This is a genomic window from Terrabacter sp. P5_B1 (genome assembly GCF_056400505.1).
Genome location: NZ_JBFULD010000065.1, coordinates 1 through 14865, shown reverse-complemented (window position 1 = coordinate 14865; position 14865 = coordinate 1). Strand labels below are relative to the sequence as shown.

Below are 14865 nucleotides of genomic sequence, written 5' to 3'. Positions count from 1 at the left end.
GCTCGGCCAGGTGGCGGACGCCCTGTGGGAAGCCGGTACCGCGTCGTTGCGCGACCAGCTCATGGTCGTCACCAGCACGCTCGAGTTCGACCCGCGGTCGCTCGAGCAGGAGGAGCTCGACGTGAGCGCGGTTCCCGCTGGTGGGACCACGAGGGGCGCCGACGTGCACCCGAGCCCGAGGTCCAACCTGGAGCGGGCCCTCGGCGGCACCCGCACCCGGCGCCTGGGGCGGAGTCCCGAGGAGGCCGGGGTCGCCGACTGGCGCACGGACTCGGTCTTCGTCGTCACCGTGCGGCCTCGGTGACGAGGAGGCTTGACAGCGGGGTCGAACGGGCGTGGGCGCGTCGACCGGGCGGACTCCCGCGCCGTGGAGCTCAGCGGCACGGGCGACTACCAGGTCTTCAGGTCCGGCCTGGTCTGGCACCTGTCCGTCCTGCCGCGGGCCTCCCGGGGGCCACCACCGACTTCGCGGGGCTCTTCGACGTCAAGGAGGGGCGCTTCGACCACCGCGTCGACGACGTCGAGGTCACGACCGATGAGATCACCGTTCGCCGGCCTTCACCCTGCGCGTCGTGCCCGTGTTCCGGGACGTGCCGCTCTCGACGCCCTACCACCCCGGGGTGGCTCGGCGGGAGAGTCACCCCGCCACGGAACACCGCCGGTGGCGCGCGCGCAGTCCTATCGTCACGTCCGCCGATCCCCGCGTGGGCCAGCTCGTCCGCAACAGCACCTGCGCGTCCTCTGACGGTGAGCGAGAGGTCGAGCGAGGCCGGTCGTCATCCACCACCCACCTCTCCTTTGCCGAGTACCGTGAGGGTGAGTTCCTGGCAGGACGGTGTGGGGCCGTCACGGACCCTGGGTGGTGCACAGTGTCGACGACATCGACGTCCACCGCATCGCCACGCGTCGTCCAGCAACCGCGACCACTGCGGATCGCCATGGTGGCGCCCCCCTACTACACGGTGCCCCCGCAGGGCTACGGCGGCGTCGAGTCCGTCATCGCCGGGTTGGTCGACCGACTCGTCGCACGCGGACACCACGTCACGCTCTTCGCCGCGGGCAGACGCGGGACAGCCGCGCAGGAGTTCGTGCGCACGTGGGAGCTCCCGCCGGCGGAGCAGCTGGCGCTCGCACTGCCGGAGGTCGTGCACGCGGCCAGGGTCGAGAGCCTGCTGCAGGCGCACACCGTCGACCTCGTCCACGACCACACCCTCGCCGGGCCCCTCACGGCGGGCGCACGCCGCTCGCCCACGGTCGTGACCGTGCACGGCGCGATGGACGAGCTGTCCGAGATCTACCGTCCGCTGGGGAGCACCGTCAGCCTGGTGGCCGTCAGCGAGGCCCAACGGCAGCGCGCGCCGGACCTGAACTGGGTGGGGACGGTTCACAACGGCATCGACGTGGACAGCTTCCCCTACCGCGCCGACAAGGACGACTACCTCCTCTTCCTCGGCCGTTTCCACCCGCAAAAGGCCCCGCACCTCGCGGTCGAGGCCGCCCGGCGGGCCGGGGTGCGGATCATCCTGGCCGGCAAGTGCACCGAGAAGGTCGAGCACGAGTACTACGCCAAGCAGCTGGCGCCGCTTCTGTGCCCCGGCGCCGTCGAGGTGGGGGTCGCCGACCAGGCCGTGAAGCGTCGCCTGCTGGCCGGCGCCCGCTGCCTGATCTTCCCGATCCGGTGGGAGGAGCCGTTCGGACTGGTCATGGTCGAGGCGATGGCCTGCGGGACGCCGGTCGTGGCCCTGGCCCGCGGAGCCGCCCCCGAGGTGGTCGGCCACGGTCRCACGGGCTTCGTCGTCGAGCGGCCCGAGCAGCTCGCACCGGCCATCGCGGCCTGCGCCACCCTGGACCCAGCCGACTGTCGCCGACACGTGAGCAGCCGCTTCAGCCTCGACGTCATGGCGACCGGCTACGAGGGCGCCTACCGTCGGGTGCTGGCCCGCCAGGGCGCTGGGCCCACCGCTACCTCCCGAACGGCTCGAACCCGCACCGTCGTCTGAGCGGGACCAGCCGGACCCCACACCCCGGGAAACGCAGAAGGACCGGACGCGAACGCGTCCGGTCCTTCTCTCATCGGGTGGAGCTGAGGGGACTCGAACCCCTGACCCCCTGCATGCCATGCAGGTGCGCTACCAGCTGCGCCACAGCCCCTTGCGGGTGTCACCTCGTCGAAGCGACTGCGTAACCATAGCGGGTCCGCGGCCGTCAGCCAAAATCAGGGACGGCCTCCCGGATCACACGTTCCAGGGCCCGAGGTTCCAGCCGCTGATGCGCCACCGGGTCACCTCGGAGAAGCTCTTCCCGGCCTCGACGAGCTCGATCCAGTGGCAGTTGTCGAGCCCGCGGAACACCGCGTCCGACGTGTCCTGGTCGAGCGCCACGAGCTCGCTCGCCGCGACGCGGGCCGACACCCCGTGGGCCACCACGACTGCGGTCTCGCCCGGCATCAGCTCCTCTGCGATCTCGCGCAGGGCGCCCCCCGCCCGCTGCGCCACGTCCGCCCGGGTCTCCCCGGTCACCCCTCGGGGGGCGTCCTCGCCACGGTCCAGCGCCGCGATGACCTCGGGGTAGCGCTCGCGCACCTCATCGGCGTGCAGGCCCTCCCACTCCCCCACGTGGACCTCCCGCAGACGCTCGTCGAGCCGCACTGCCAAGCCCGTCAGCCCGGCGATGGCATCGGCGGTCGAGGCCGCGCGTCGCAGGTCGCTCGAGACGATGAGCGCCGGCGCGTAGGCCGCGAGGTGCGGCGCCGCGGCCTGCACCTGCTCGCGGCCGCGGTCGGACAGCTCGGTGTCCTTGTGGCCCTGCCAGACCCGTGCCGCGTTGTCCACCGTCTCGGCGTGACGCACGATGACGACGCGACGCGGCCCGACGGGACCGATGGCGGGCACGGATGCGGCGGGGGTCACGCCTCGTCGGCCCCGTCGGCGTCGCTGTCGGCACCGCGTCGGGCCGGAGCCGCGACGGTCGCCAGGTCGATCTCCGGGCAGTCCTTCCACAGGCGCTCGAGCGCGTAGTACTCGCGCTCCTCCTCGTGCTGGACGTGCACGATGATGTCGCCGAAGTCGATGAGGACCCAGCGGCCCTCGCGCTCACCCTCGCGGCGGACAGGCTTGCTGCCCAGCTCACGCAGCCGGTCCTCGACCTCGTCGACGATGGCGCCGACCTGACGCTCGGACGGGGCCGACGCGATGACGAAGACGTCGGTGAGCGGCATCTGCTCGCTCACGTCGATGGCGAGCACCTTCTCGGCGAGCTTCTCCTCGGCCGCGAGCGAGGCCACCTTGGCGAGCTGGATCGAATGGTCTGCTGCGGTCACGAATCTCCTTGAGGCGAAAAAACTCTGGTGGGCTCCGCGGGCGTGGCCACGCGGGCGTCGTGCTGTGGGTGGTTTGTCGGCGGGTGCACGGGGGGCGGAGCCCCCTGTGGGTGGGAGTAGAGGTGGTACTTGTTGATGTACTGGACGACCCCGTCGGGGACGAGGTACCAGACCGGTTCGCCGTCCGCCACGCGCGACCGGCAGTCGGTGGAGCTGATCGCCATCGCCGGGACCTCCTGGAGCGTCACCCGCTGCTCCGGCAGTCCCTTGTCGGACAGCTCGTGTCCGGGCCGGGTGACCCCGATGAAGTGCGCCAGCTCCCAGAGGTGCTCGGCGTCCTTCCACGAGAGGATCTCGGCCAGGGCGTCGGCGCCGGTGATGAAGAAGAGCTCGTCGTCGGGACGCTCCTCGCGGATGTCACGCAGGGTGTCGATCGTGAACGTCGGGCCGGGCCGGTCGATGTCGACCCTGCTGACGGTGAAGCGCGGGTTGGAGGCCGTCGCGATGACGGTCATGAGGTAGCGGTCCTCGGCCGGCGAGACGTAGCGGTCGGCCTTCTGCCACGGCTGCCCGGTGGGGACGAAGACGACCTCGTCGAGGTCGAAGCGCGACTGGACCTCGCTGGCGGCCACGAGGTGACCGTGGTGGATCGGGTCGAAGGTCCCACCCATGACGCCGAGGCGCATGGTCAGTGCTGGGCCCCGTCGGATCCGCTCGAGCTGCCGTGCGTGCCCTCGGTGGGACGGGCGGGCCGGGGCGCCTGCACCTTGTAGGCGGTGTTGCGGAAGCTCCACGTGACGCCGAGGGCCACGAGGAACAGCGCGAACGTGATGAGGAAGTAGGCGATCACCGGCAAGGGAAGCTCGCGCGCAGCTCCCTCCCCCTCGGCGACGAGTGCGAGGACACGATCAGACATGCGCCCAGCCTAGCGCCAGCGGTCGTATGCCGGCCGCCGGGCCACGCGCCGGTCGTTCCCCCGGGTATGACCTCCCGTTCGCCGGCCCGCCGAGACCCAGCTGTGCCGACAGGACCGACAGGACCAGGACAGCCACGTGACAACTGTGGGCGATCCCCGGCCGTAGGCTAGATCGCATGGTTCCTGAGTTGTCCGTGGTCATCCCGATGTACAACGAGGAGGAGGTGCTCCCCCTCCTCGTCGGGCGGCTCCGACCGCTCCTCGACGCCATGGACACGACCTACGAGGTCGTCGCGGTCGACGACGGGAGCAAAGACCTGACGGCCGCGCTGCTCCAGCGCTACCACCGCCAGTGGCCTGCCCTTCGCGTGGTGCGCCTGCGCGCCAACGCCGGTCACCAGGCGGCGATCTCGGCCGGTCTCGTCAGCGCCCTCGGCGACTACGTCGTCACCCTCGACGCCGACCTGCAGGACCCGCCGGAGATCATCCCCCAGATGCTCACGGCCGCGAAGGACGACGGGGTCGACGTCGTCTACGGCGTGCGCAACGACCGCTCCACCGACACGTGGTTCAAGCGCGTCTCGGCTCGGGCCTTCTACCGGTTCATCGGCCTGATGTCCCAGACGTCGGCGCACGCCGACGCCGGTGACTACCGGCTCATGTCGCGCGCCACGGTCGACGCCATCAACAGCCTCCCCGAGCACAACCGCGTCCTGCGCTTCATCGTGCCGGCCCTGAACTTCCCCTCCGACACCGTGCACTACAAGCGCGAGGAGCGGGCGGCCGGGGGCTCGAAGTACCCCTTGCTCAAGATGGTCAAGCTCTCGCTCGACTCCCTGACGGGCTTCTCCACGGCCCCCCTGCGGCTGGCGACCTTCGCCGGCTTCGGCGGTGCGGTCCTCGCGGTGCTGCTCGTGCTCTACACGCTCATCTCCCGCTCGCAGGGACACACCGTGGCCGGCTGGACGTCGACCGTCGCCATCGTCGCGGGCGTCGGCGCGGTCCAGCTCGTCTGCGTCGGCATCCTCGGCGAGTACATCGGGCGGATGTACGCCCACATGCAGGGCCGGCCGACCTACTTCATCGCCTACGACTCGATGACGGCCGACTCCGGATCACACGGACCGACCGACACGCCGTTGCCGGCCCAACCGACCGCGACGCACCGACGGATCAGCCCGGACCCTGCCGTCGAGGCACAGCCCGCCGTCGAGGCACAGCCCGCCGTCGAGGCGGAGGCGGGTCAGCTGCGCGGCTGAGCCCGGAGGAGCAGGCTGACGCCCGGCAGGCCCCCGACCGGGAGGTAGCGCTCGGCCGTGATGATGGAGCGCAGCCCGAAGTTGACGAGCGGGTGCACGTCGTCGAGGTCCGAGCCCGAGCTCGTCCTGCGTCGCATCGCCACGACCGGGCGCAGCAGCACGTTCCACGAGCGCACGTCGGTGACCTCGAACCCGCCGCGGTCGAGCAGGTCGAGCAGACCCTGGCGGGTGTAGCGGCGCACGTGGTCGACCGCCTCGTCGTGGTCGGACCACAGCTTGGGGTCGGCCGGGACCGCGACGAGATACGTTCCGGTCGGTTTGAGCACGCGACGCACCTCGGCCACCGCCGCGTCGTCGTCCTCGAGGTGCTCGAGCAGGTCGAAGGCCACGACGAGGTCGAGCGAGGCGTCCGCGACCGGGAGCCGGGTCGCGTCACCGCGAAGGGTGGCGAGTCCGCGGCCGTGCGCCACCTCGGCGCCGTCGGCGCCGTACTCGAGGGCGATGGCGTCCCAGCCGTGCTGACGCAGGACACGCGTGTTGCCACCGCCCGCCGCCCCGATGTCGAGGGCGCGCCCGGGGGTCAGCCCCGAGATGGCCTTGGCCAGGAGGTGACGTCGCTCGCGATACCACCAGTGGTCGTCCTCGAGCTCAGCGAGCTTGCGGACCTCGGTGCCTTCCATGGTCGGACATCATGCCATCCGTTCGGGTAGATCAGCGAAGTCGTGTCAGCGGGTGTGACCGTCGCCCTCGACGACCCACTTCGTCGTCGTCAGCTCGGGCAGCGCCATCGGGCCCCGAGCGTGCAGCTTCTGCGTCGAGATCCCGATCTCGGCGCCGAAGCCGAACTCGCCGCCGTCGGTGAAGCGGGTGCTCGCGTTGACCATGACGACGGCGGCGTCGACCTCCGCCGTGAAGCGGCGGGCGGCCGCCCGGTCCTCCGTGACGATCGCCTCGGTGTGCCCCGTGCCGAAGTGGCGGATGCGCTCCATCGCCTCGTCGAGGTCGTCGACGACCGCCACGCTCATCTCCAGGCCGTGCCACTCCGTCCCGAAGTCCGCCTCGCTCGCGAGGGCGTATGCCGCCCCGGCCGCCTCGGCGTAGCCCGTGACCTCGGGTGCCACGTGCAGCCGCACGCCAGCACCTGCGAGGTCCGTCAGCGCCTTGGGCAGGAAGTCGGCGGCGGCGTCGCGGTGGACCAGGAGCGACTCGGCGGCGTTGCAGACACTCGGCCGCTGCGTCTTGGCGTTGAGGGTGATCGCCTGCGCCTTGTCGAGGTCGGCAGCGCGGTCGACGTAGACGTGGCACACCCCGACGCCGGTCTCGATGACTGGGACGGTGGACTCGCGGACGACCGTCTGGATGAGATCGGCTCCCCCGCGCGGGATGACGAGGTCGACGTAGCCGCGCGCCGTCATGAGGGCACGAGCCGCGTCATGGCCACCCCCCTCGAGAAGCGTGACTGCGTCTGCTGGGAGTCCTTGTGCCGCAAGGGATTCGCGCATCGCCTCGACCAGGGCGTGGTTGCTGCTGGCCGCGGCGGAGCCCCCGCGCAGCAGGACGGCGTTGCCGGACTTGAGGGCGAGACCTGCGGCGTCCACCGTGACGTTGGGACGCGCCTCGTAGATCATCCCGATGACGCCCATCGGCACCCTCACCTGACGGATCTGCAGGCCGTTGGCGAGGGTGGACCCGCGCACGATCTCACCGACGGGGTCAGGGAGCGCCGCCACGTCGCGCAGGGCCTGCCCCACGGCAGCGACCCGCGCGCCGTCCAGCCGCAGGCGGTCCTGCAGGCTCACGCTCATCCCCTTGGCACGACCGCGTTCGAGGTCCTCGGCGTTGGCGGCGATGACCTCGGCGGCCGCGGCGTCGACGGCGTCGGCGAGCTGGAGCAGGGCCGCGTCCTTCTCGGCGCGTGACATCAGGGCGAGGCGACGCGAGGCGACACGCGCGCGCTCGGCGAGGGTCGTGACGTGCTCGACGACGGCGGGGTCGATGGTCTGGGACATGCCCCAAGCCTAGGTCGTGCAGCTCTGACCGGACCGCCCGTTTCCCGGAGGCTGGACCGCCGGAGCGGGCGTCGTGACCGTCGGGCGGGCCGGGTGGACGCCCCTGCGTGAGCCGCGATCCGTCACTAGAGTTCGAGATGTGTCGCCTCACTCCGTCATCAGCACCGCCCGACGGCTCGTCGTCAAGGTCGGCTCGAGCTCCCTGACGGGCACCGACGGTGGCCTCGACCACGCCCAACTCGTCGCCCTGGTCGATGCCCTGGCCCACCAGCACCTCGGCGGCACCCAGATCGTCCTCGTCAGCTCAGGCGCGATCGCGGCCGGCATCCACCCCCTCGGGCTCAGCGCGCGCCCCCGCGACCTGGCGACGCAGCAGGCCGCGGCCTCCGTCGGGCAGGGCGCCCTGCTCGCCGCCTACACCCGGGCCTTCGGTGGCCACGACATCACCGTCGGCCAGGTGCTGCTCACCGCCGACGACGTGACGCGTCGGACCCACTACGCCAACGCCCGTCGCACGCTGGAGCGGCTGCTCGACCTCGGTGTCATGCCCATCGTCAACGAGAACGACACCGTCGCGACGAGCGAGATCCGCTTCGGCGACAACGACCGGCTGGCCGCCCTCGTGGCCCATCTCATCGACGCCGACGCCCTCGTGCTGCTCTCCGACGTCGACGCGCTCTACGACGCGCCGCCGAGCCGGCCTGGTGCGACCCGCATCCCGGTCGTGCGCGGCCCCCACGACCTCACCGACGTCGAGGTCGGCGGCACCGGGTCCAAGGTGGGCACCGGCGGCATGGCGACGAAGATCGAGGCCGCCCGCATCGCCACGGCCGCCGGCGTCGTGACGTCCGTGACGGCCGCCCACCTGGTCGTGGAGGTGCTCGCGGGCCAGGACGTCGGCACCGTCTTCCTGCCCATGGGCGTCCGGGGTCGCTCGCGGCGGCTGTGGCTCGAGCACGCGACCACGGCCCGCGGACGGCTCCTCGTCGACGCCGGCGCCGTCACCGCGCTCGTCCACCGGAAGAAGTCACTCCTGCCCGCCGGCATCACGGCCGTCGAGGGCACCTTCCACGACGGGGACCCCGTCGACGTCTGCGGCCCGGACGGGGCGACGGTGGCACGTGGCCTCGTCAACTACAGCTCGAACGAGCTGCCGGCGCTGCTCGGACGGTCGACGAAGGAGCTCGCCCGCGACCTCGGACCCGAGTACGAGCGCGAGGTCATCCACCGCGACGACCTCGTCGTCCTCTGACCGTCGCGGCACGTCCCAGGGTCGCCACGGCATACGCCCGCTGACGGCGCCGCGTCACGACGTGCGAGTGGCCGCGCATCCCCCTGGGTGCGCGGCCACTCGACGGTGTGGGCTCGCCGCGGGTCAGTGGTGGGTCGCCGTCTCGGCGCCGTGACCGGTGAGCGAACGGACCTCCATCTCGGCGTACTTGGCCGCGTTGTACTCCTTGCTCGTGACCGTCCCGATGTAGCCGAGGACGAACCCGAGCGGGATCGAGACGATGCCCGGGTTGTCGAGCGGGAACCAGTGGAAGTCGACGCCCTGGAGCATCGACGGGCTCTTCTTCGTCACCGCGTCGACCGCCTTGCCCGAGACGACCGGGCTGAAGATGAYCAGCGTGATGGCGCTGACGAGACCGCCGTAGATGCTCCACAGCGCGCCCCGGGTGTTGAACCGCTTCCAGAAGAGCGAGTAGAGGATCGTCGGCAGGTTCGCGCTGGCCGCGATGGCGAAGGCGAGGGCCACGAGGAAGGCGATGTTCTGCCCCAGGGCGAAGATGCCACCGATGATGGCGATGGCGCCGAGGACGAGCGCAGCGAGCCGCGCGACCTTGACCTCCTCCTCCGGCGTGGCCTTCCCCTTCTTGACGACCGTGTTGTAGATGTCGTGCGAGAGCGACGCGCTCGCCGTGATCGTCAGGCCGGCGACGACCGCGAGGATCGTCGCGAAGGCCACCGCGGAGATGATGCCGAGCAGGATCTCCCCACCGAGCTCGAACGCGAGGAGTGGGGCAGCCGAGTTGACGCCACCGGGTGCGTTCTTGATCTCCTTGGCGCCCACGAGCTCTGCCGCCCCGAAGCCGAGCACGAGGGTGAAGAGGTAGAAGATGCCGATGAGCCAGATCGCCCAGACCACCGAGCGCCGGGCCTCGCGGGAGGTCGGCACCGTGTAGAAGCGCATGAGCACGTGCGGCAGACCTGCCGTGCCGAGCACGAGGGCCATCGAGAGCGAGATGAAGTCGACGGGGTTCTTGTACTGCAGTCCCGGCTGGAGCAGGTCCTTGCCGCCCGCTTCCTGCGAGGCCGTCGTGGCCTCGCCGAGCAGGGTCGAGAGGCTGAAGCCGAACTTGCCGAGCACCCAGACCGTCATGATCGCGGCGCCGATGATGAGCAGCACGGCCTTGATGATCTGCACCCAGGTCGTGCCCTTCATGCCGCCGTAGATGACGTAGAAGATCATCAGGATGCCGACGACGACGATGACGAGCCGCTGGCCCAGCGCTCCCTCGATGCCGAGCAGGAGGGCCACGAGACCACCGGCACCGGCCATCTGGGCGAGCAGGTAGAAGAACGAGACGACGAGCGTCGAGATCGCTGCCGCGATGCGCACCGGACGCTGCCGCAGCCGGAAGCTGAGCACGTCGGCCATCGTGTACTTGCCGACGTTGCGGAGCAGCTCGGCGACGAGGAGCAGGGCGACGAGCCAGGCGACGAGGAAGCCGATGGAGTAGAGGAACCCGTCGTAGCCGTTGATGGCGATGGCGCCCGCGATGCCGAGGAACGAGGCCGCCGAGAGGTAGTCACCGGCGATGGCGATGCCGTTCTGGCGACCCGTGAAGGCCCGTCCGCCGGCGTAGTACTCAGCCGCACTGCGGTTGTTGCGCGAGGCCCGGATGACGATCGCGAGGGTGACGACGACGAAGAGGGCGAAGATGCCGATGTTGATCGCCGGGTTGCCCACCGTCGTCGCTGCCGGCGCGACCGCTGGGACGAGCGACGGGGCCGACGCGAGGAGCGCGCTCACTTCTGTCCTCCCATCTTCCGGGCGAGGGCTTCGGCCTCGGGGTCGAACACGCGGTCGGCCCAGCGGGCGTAGATCATCGTGATGGCGAAGGTGGAGACGAACTGGAGGAGCCCGAGGATCAGGCCCCATGTGATGTTGCCGGCGACCCGCGTCCCCATGAAGTCCTTGGCGAAGACGGACAGCAGGACGTAGAGGAAGTACCACGCGAGGAACAGCGCGGTCAGCGGGAACACGAACTTGCGGAACTTGCTGCGCAGCTGGTCGAACTCGGGCGAGTTCTGCATGACGACGTTGGGATCGTCGACCACGCGTTCTGGAGCCTCTTTGCTCACTGGGCCACCTCCGGGGCGGTTGGTCGCTGCCGGTCACACGGCCGGCGAGAGCAAAGGTAGGAGTTCGCGCGGCTGCCCGGCAGGGACACCGGGCCCGGCATCGCTCAGTGGCGCCGACCGCTCGCCGTGCGTGGCCTCAGTCGCGACGAGCGGTCTGCTGGGAGCGACGAGCGGTCACGTCCGTGCTGCCGTATGCCGCGTGTTGCGGGCCGCCGCCAGTGCCCTCCGTCGTGGTTGCCGGCGGGGCCGTCGGGGCCGTCGGGGCCGTCGGCGACGTTGTCGCCGGGGGGCGGCGGTCCCACCGTTCGGGATGGAACGAGCCCCGGTTGAGGTCGATGTGCTCGGGTGCGTGCAACCGCACCATCGTCTGCGCGACGTGTTCGGGCGTGCTCGCGCGGGTGGCGATCGACACGAGCACCATGGTGGCGAACGACAACGGGACGCTGACGGCCGCCGGCTGCGTCATGATCACGCCGAACCAGCCGCCCGTCGCGATGCCGAACGTCGTCGACACGACGGCCCCCATCGCCAGGCCACCCCCCACGACGAGGCCGGCGATGGCGCCCCGCGCCGTGAGGCCCCTCCACCAGATGCCGAGCAGCAGCATCGGGCAGAACGTCGATGCGGCCACCGCGAAAGTCAGCTCGACCGCGTGGGCCACGGGGACGCCCGCCGACACGACCGTGAGGACGAGCGAGACCGCGACGACGGCGACCGTCGAGAGCCGGAAGGAGCGGATGCCCTGTCGGCGTCCGGCTCCCCACCGCACGAGGTCCTGGCTCACGACGCCCGCCACCGAGACCACGAGCCCGGTCGACGTCGAGAGGAACGCTGCGAAGGCGCCGGCGGCGAGCAGCGCCGTGAGGCCCTCGGCGACCGGCCCGTCGAAGAGCCGGCTCGGCAGCTCGAGCACGACCGAGTCGGCGCGGCCCGCGGCGACGAGGTCCGAGGCGACGTACCGACCGATGACGCCGTACGCCACGGGCAGCAGGTAGAAGGCCGAGAGCAGGACGAGCACTGCCAGCGTCGCTCGTCGTGCGGCCCGGCCGTCCCGGTTGGTGTAGAAGCGCACGACGACATGGGGCAGGCCCATCGTGCCGAAGAAGGTGGCCAGCACGAGCGAGTACGTCAGGTAGAGGGCATGGTCGCCGCGCAGCGGCTCGACCCAGTCGGCGACGAGGACGGCGCCGACGTTCGGGTCCGCGCTCCGGTCCCCGAGCGCGCCGAGGAGGAAGAAGAGCGGCGTCAACAGGGCCAGCAGCTTGAGCCAGTAGTGGAACGCCTGCACCAGGGTGACGCTCCGCATGCCGCCGGGGAGGACGTTGAGGCACACGACGACCGCGACGGCCAGCTGACCCACCCACGACGGCGCCCCGGTGAGCGTGCGCAGGGTCAGTCCGGCGCCCTGGAACTGCGGGATGAGGTAGAGCAGCCCGATCGCGACCACGAGCAGGCTCGAGGCTCGCCGGGCCACGACGGACTCGAGGCGCAGCTGGGCGAAGTCCGGAAGCGTGTAGGCGCCCGATCGCCGCAGCGGCGCGGCGACGAAGACGAGCAGCACGAGATAGCCCGCGGTCCAGCCCACCGGGAGCCACAGCATGTCCACGCCGCGGGCCAGGACGAGACCCGCGACCCCGAGGAACGATGCGGCAGAGAGGTATTCGCCACTGATGGCCGATGCGTTGAGCACCGGGCTCACGCCGCGCGACGCGACGTAGAAGTCGCTCATCGTGCGCGAGAGCCGCAGCCCGAAGGCGCCCACGGCGAGGGACGCGAGCGACACCAGGATGACGGCGACGATGCTGGCCGTGTTGCTCACCGGTCGCGCACCCCGCTCACCTGCCGTCGAGCAGGTCGCTGAAGTCGTCCTCGTTGCGCTCGGACTGGCGCACGTAGAACCACCCCAGGGCGATGATCTCCGTGAAGGCGACAGCAGTGAGCAGGACCCAGGGCAGAGGCACACCGAGCACGTCGACCCCGGCGATGCCGGGGACGGCCCGGAAGACCAGCGGCAGCAGCCCCAGCGTCGCCGCCAGGACGAGCAGGACCGCGAGGGCCAGACGGAGCTGGCTGCGCATGAGCGAGGTGATGTAGACCTCCCCGAGACGCGTCTGCTCGTCGATCTCGGAGGCGATGGAGACGTTCCGGGTGCGCGCGGCGGACGTGCGGGGGCTCGTGACCCGGACCCGGGCGCGACTGCGCGACGCCCCCGGCGCTTCAGGGGCCGTCATGAGCCACCGCGTCCGAGCGGTTGGGCACGTCGGACGAGGAGGTCGCGGAGCGCGCGTGTGTGACGGCGGCTCACGACGAGCTCGTGGCCGCCGACCACGACCGTCGTGCGCCCGCCCTCGGTGCGCCACTCGGTGATGTGGCCCAGCGCGACGAGCGAGGACCGGTGGATGCGCACGAACCCCGCGTCATGCCACTGGTCGGCGAGGGTGGTCAGCGGAACGCGCACGAGGTGGCTCTCGGTGGCCGTGTGGAGCCGGGCATAGTCACCCTGCGCCTCGACGAAGAGCACGTCCGAACGCGGCACGAGCCGGCTCACCCCCGCGAGCTCGACGACGATGCTCTCGTCTGCCGGTGACGCAGCGCGCTCGCGACCGTGGAGCTGGCGCACGACGCGGCGCACGGCCTGGTCGAGCCGCTCGTCGCGCACCGGCTTGAGGACGTAGTCGACGACGTTGAGCTCGAAGGCGTCCACGGCGTGCTGCTCGTGCGCCGTGACGAAGACGACCGGTGGCTGCGTGGTGAACCGCGACAACACACGGGCGAGGTCGAGGCCGCTCAGGCCCGGCATCTGCACGTCCATGAAGATCGCATCGACCTGCTCCTCGTGGAGCACCCGAAGTGCCGCCTCCCCCGACCGGGCCGGCACGACCTGGCTGATGCACTCGTGACGGCCGAGCATCCAAGCCAGCTCGTCGAGAGCGGGGGCCTCGTCGTCGACGGCGAGCACGCGCAACAGTGGTGTCACGTCGCCGGCTGCAGCTGAACCACCTTGCGCCTCAGTGCTGTTCGCAAAGCCGATCACACGTGCACCCCCGGCCGGAACTTGGGCAGTCGCACGACGACCTTCGTGCCGGCGCCCGGAGCGGTCTCGACGACCAGGCCGTAGTCGTCGCCGAAGGCCGTGCGCAGTCGCTCGTCCACGTTGGCCAGTCCCACCGACTCACTGCTCGGGTCACCGGCCAGCACCTGTCGCACCCGTTCGGGGTCCTCCCCCACGCCGTTGTCCTCGATCGTCACGACGCAGTCGTGGTCGGCGTCCTGGGCCAGGATGCTGATCTCGCCGTGCCCCTCGCGGCCCTCGATGCCGTGCTGGACGGCATTCTCGACGAGCGGCTGGAGGCACAGGAACGGCACGACGACCGGAAGCACCTCCGGAGCCACCCGCACCGTCACGGTGAGGCGGTCGCCGAAGCGCGCCTTCTCGATGACGAGATAGGCCTCGATGGAACGCAGCTCCTCGGCGAGCGTCGTGAACTCGCCGTGCCGCCGGAAGGAGTAGCGCGTGAACTCGGCGAGGTCGAGGAGAAGCTCGCGGGCCCGTTCGGGGTCTGTGCGGGTGAAGGACGCGATCGCCGTGAGCGAGTTGTAGATGAAGTGCGGACTGATCTGTGCGCGAAGGGCCCGGACCTCCGCCTCCATGAGGCGGGTGCGCGAGGCGTCGAGTTCCGCGAGATCGAGCTGTCCGGAGACCCAGCGGGCCACCTCGTTCGTGGCCCGGACGAGCCCGGCCGAGGCCCGGTCGGTGAAGACCTGCAGGGTGCCGACGACCTTCTCGTCCACGTCGAGGGGGGCGACGATGGCCTGTCGCACCACGCACGACGGCTCGTCGCACGCGAGGACGGCGCCGTCGACGACGGTGGTGCGTCCGTGGGCGAGGGTGCCGGCCGAGATCACCGCTGGTTGGTGGGCGTGGTGCGAACGACCACCGTCCCACGCGAGCAGACCGGTGGTGTCGGTCATCGCCACGGCGGTCGCTCCGAGGAG

At 71.0% G+C, this 14865-nt stretch carries 15 protein-coding genes, 1 tRNA gene and 1 pseudogene; 4 read left to right on the top strand and 13 right to left on the bottom strand.

Going from position 1 to position 14865, the window contains the following annotated elements; translation table 11 throughout:
* Positions 1-304: pseudogene (locus AC1DP0_RS07090) on the top strand (caspase family protein); the annotation flags it as partial.
* Positions 305-938: 634 nt separating this feature from the next.
* Positions 939-2000 carry a glycosyltransferase family 4 protein gene (locus AC1DP0_RS07085; protein ID WP_478083172.1) on the top strand — a complete coding sequence of 354 codons (1062 nt, stop codon included), beginning with the start codon at positions 939-941 and terminating at the stop codon, positions 1998-2000.
* A 78-nt stretch (positions 2001-2078) separates the two neighbouring features.
* Here AC1DP0_RS07085 and AC1DP0_RS07080 read toward each other — a convergent pair.
* The 5 genes from AC1DP0_RS07080 to AC1DP0_RS07060 all read right to left on the bottom strand — a co-directional run bounded on the left by AC1DP0_RS07080 (position 2079) and on the right by AC1DP0_RS07060 (position 4235).
* Positions 2079-2151 (bottom strand) — tRNA-Ala (locus AC1DP0_RS07080).
* An 83-nt stretch (positions 2152-2234) separates the two neighbouring features.
* Positions 2235-2909 carry a histidine phosphatase family protein gene (locus tag AC1DP0_RS07075; protein ID WP_478083170.1) on the bottom strand — a complete coding sequence of 225 codons (675 nt, stop codon included), beginning with the start codon at positions 2907-2909 and terminating at the stop codon, positions 2235-2237.
* Positions 2906-3319, bottom strand: a complete 414-nt coding sequence (gene rsfS, locus AC1DP0_RS07070) for a ribosome silencing factor (RefSeq protein ID WP_478083168.1) — start codon at positions 3317-3319, stop codon at positions 2906-2908. The genes AC1DP0_RS07075 and rsfS overlap by 4 nt, the downstream gene beginning before the upstream one ends.
* The gene (gene nadD, locus AC1DP0_RS07065; RefSeq protein ID WP_478083176.1) at positions 3316-3990 is read right to left on the bottom strand and encodes a nicotinate-nucleotide adenylyltransferase; all 675 of its coding nucleotides are present in this window, start codon (positions 3988-3990) and stop codon (positions 3316-3318) included. The genes rsfS and nadD overlap by 4 nt, the downstream gene beginning before the upstream one ends.
* Before the next feature lie 17 nt (positions 3991-4007).
* A complete protein-coding gene (locus tag AC1DP0_RS07060; RefSeq protein ID WP_478083166.1) occupies positions 4008-4235 on the bottom strand; it encodes a hypothetical protein in 228 nt (75 codons plus the stop codon).
* Between the two features lie 176 nt (positions 4236-4411).
* On the opposite strand from AC1DP0_RS07060, the gene AC1DP0_RS07055 reads away from it, so the two are divergent.
* A complete protein-coding gene (locus AC1DP0_RS07055) occupies positions 4412-5494 on the top strand; it encodes a glycosyltransferase family 2 protein (RefSeq protein WP_478083164.1) in 1083 nt (360 codons plus the stop codon).
* Here the strand turns inward: AC1DP0_RS07055 and AC1DP0_RS07050 are convergent.
* Positions 5479-6174, bottom strand: coding sequence for a class I SAM-dependent methyltransferase (locus tag AC1DP0_RS07050; protein WP_478083162.1), 696 nt, complete (start codon positions 6172-6174; stop codon positions 5479-5481). The genes AC1DP0_RS07055 and AC1DP0_RS07050 overlap by 16 nt on opposite strands.
* A 45-nt stretch (positions 6175-6219) precedes the next feature.
* Entirely contained in the window at positions 6220-7503 is a 1284-nt protein-coding gene (locus AC1DP0_RS07045; RefSeq protein ID WP_478083160.1) for a glutamate-5-semialdehyde dehydrogenase, read from the bottom strand.
* 139 nt (positions 7504-7642) lie between these two features.
* Here AC1DP0_RS07045 and proB point away from each other — a divergent pair, with 139 nt between their 5' ends.
* Entirely contained in the window at positions 7643-8755 is a 1113-nt protein-coding gene (proB, locus tag AC1DP0_RS07040) for a glutamate 5-kinase (RefSeq protein ID WP_478083158.1), read from the top strand.
* Between the two features lie 123 nt (positions 8756-8878).
* Here the strand turns inward: proB and AC1DP0_RS07035 are convergent, their stop codons facing one another.
* From AC1DP0_RS07035 to AC1DP0_RS07010, 6 genes are all read right to left on the bottom strand, one after another.
* Positions 8879-10537 (bottom strand): solute symporter family protein, encoded by a 1659-nt coding sequence (locus AC1DP0_RS07035; protein WP_478083156.1) that lies wholly within the window; start codon positions 10535-10537, stop codon positions 8879-8881.
* Positions 10534-10821 (bottom strand): DUF485 domain-containing protein, encoded by a 288-nt coding sequence (locus tag AC1DP0_RS07030; protein WP_478083175.1) that lies wholly within the window; start codon positions 10819-10821, stop codon positions 10534-10536. The genes AC1DP0_RS07035 and AC1DP0_RS07030 overlap by 4 nt, the downstream gene beginning before the upstream one ends.
* A gap of 184 nt (positions 10822-11005) precedes the next feature.
* Positions 11006-12688, bottom strand: coding sequence for a sodium/solute symporter (locus AC1DP0_RS07025; protein ID WP_478083155.1), 1683 nt, complete (start codon positions 12686-12688; stop codon positions 11006-11008).
* A gap of 16 nt (positions 12689-12704) precedes the next feature.
* A complete protein-coding gene (locus AC1DP0_RS07020; protein WP_478083153.1) occupies positions 12705-13100 on the bottom strand; it encodes a hypothetical protein in 396 nt (131 codons plus the stop codon).
* On the bottom strand, positions 13097-13837 hold the full coding sequence (locus AC1DP0_RS07015; protein WP_478083173.1) for a LytR/AlgR family response regulator transcription factor: 741 nt from the start codon (positions 13835-13837) through the stop codon (positions 13097-13099). Before AC1DP0_RS07015 ends, AC1DP0_RS07020 begins: the two co-directional genes overlap by 4 nt.
* A 62-nt stretch (positions 13838-13899) precedes the next feature.
* Positions 13900-14865: sensor histidine kinase (locus AC1DP0_RS07010; RefSeq protein ID WP_478083152.1), on the bottom strand; the 966-nt coding region annotated here is incomplete at its 5' end.

Excerpts from the sequence above, each read along its gene's own strand:
- nadD (WP_478083176.1), bottom strand. The coding sequence starts at position 3,990 with ATGGGTGGGACCTTCGACCCGATCCACCACGGTCACCTCGTGGCCGCC.
- AC1DP0_RS07060 (WP_478083166.1), bottom strand. The coding sequence starts at position 4,235 with ATGTCTGATCGTGTCCTCGCACTCGTCGCCGAGGGGGAGGGAGCTGCG.
- AC1DP0_RS07055 (WP_478083164.1), top strand. The coding sequence starts at position 4,412 with ATGGTTCCTGAGTTGTCCGTGGTCATCCCGATGTACAACGAGGAGGAG.
- AC1DP0_RS07050 (WP_478083162.1), bottom strand. The coding sequence starts at position 6,174 with ATGGAAGGCACCGAGGTCCGCAAGCTCGCTGAGCTCGAGGACGACCAC.
- AC1DP0_RS07045 (WP_478083160.1), bottom strand. The coding sequence starts at position 7,503 with ATGTCCCAGACCATCGACCCCGCCGTCGTCGAGCACGTCACGACCCTC.
- AC1DP0_RS07030 (WP_478083175.1), bottom strand. The coding sequence starts at position 10,821 with ATGCAGAACTCGCCCGAGTTCGACCAGCTGCGCAGCAAGTTCCGCAAG.
- AC1DP0_RS07020 (WP_478083153.1), bottom strand. The coding sequence starts at position 13,100 with ATGACGGCCCCTGAAGCGCCGGGGGCGTCGCGCAGTCGCGCCCGGGTC.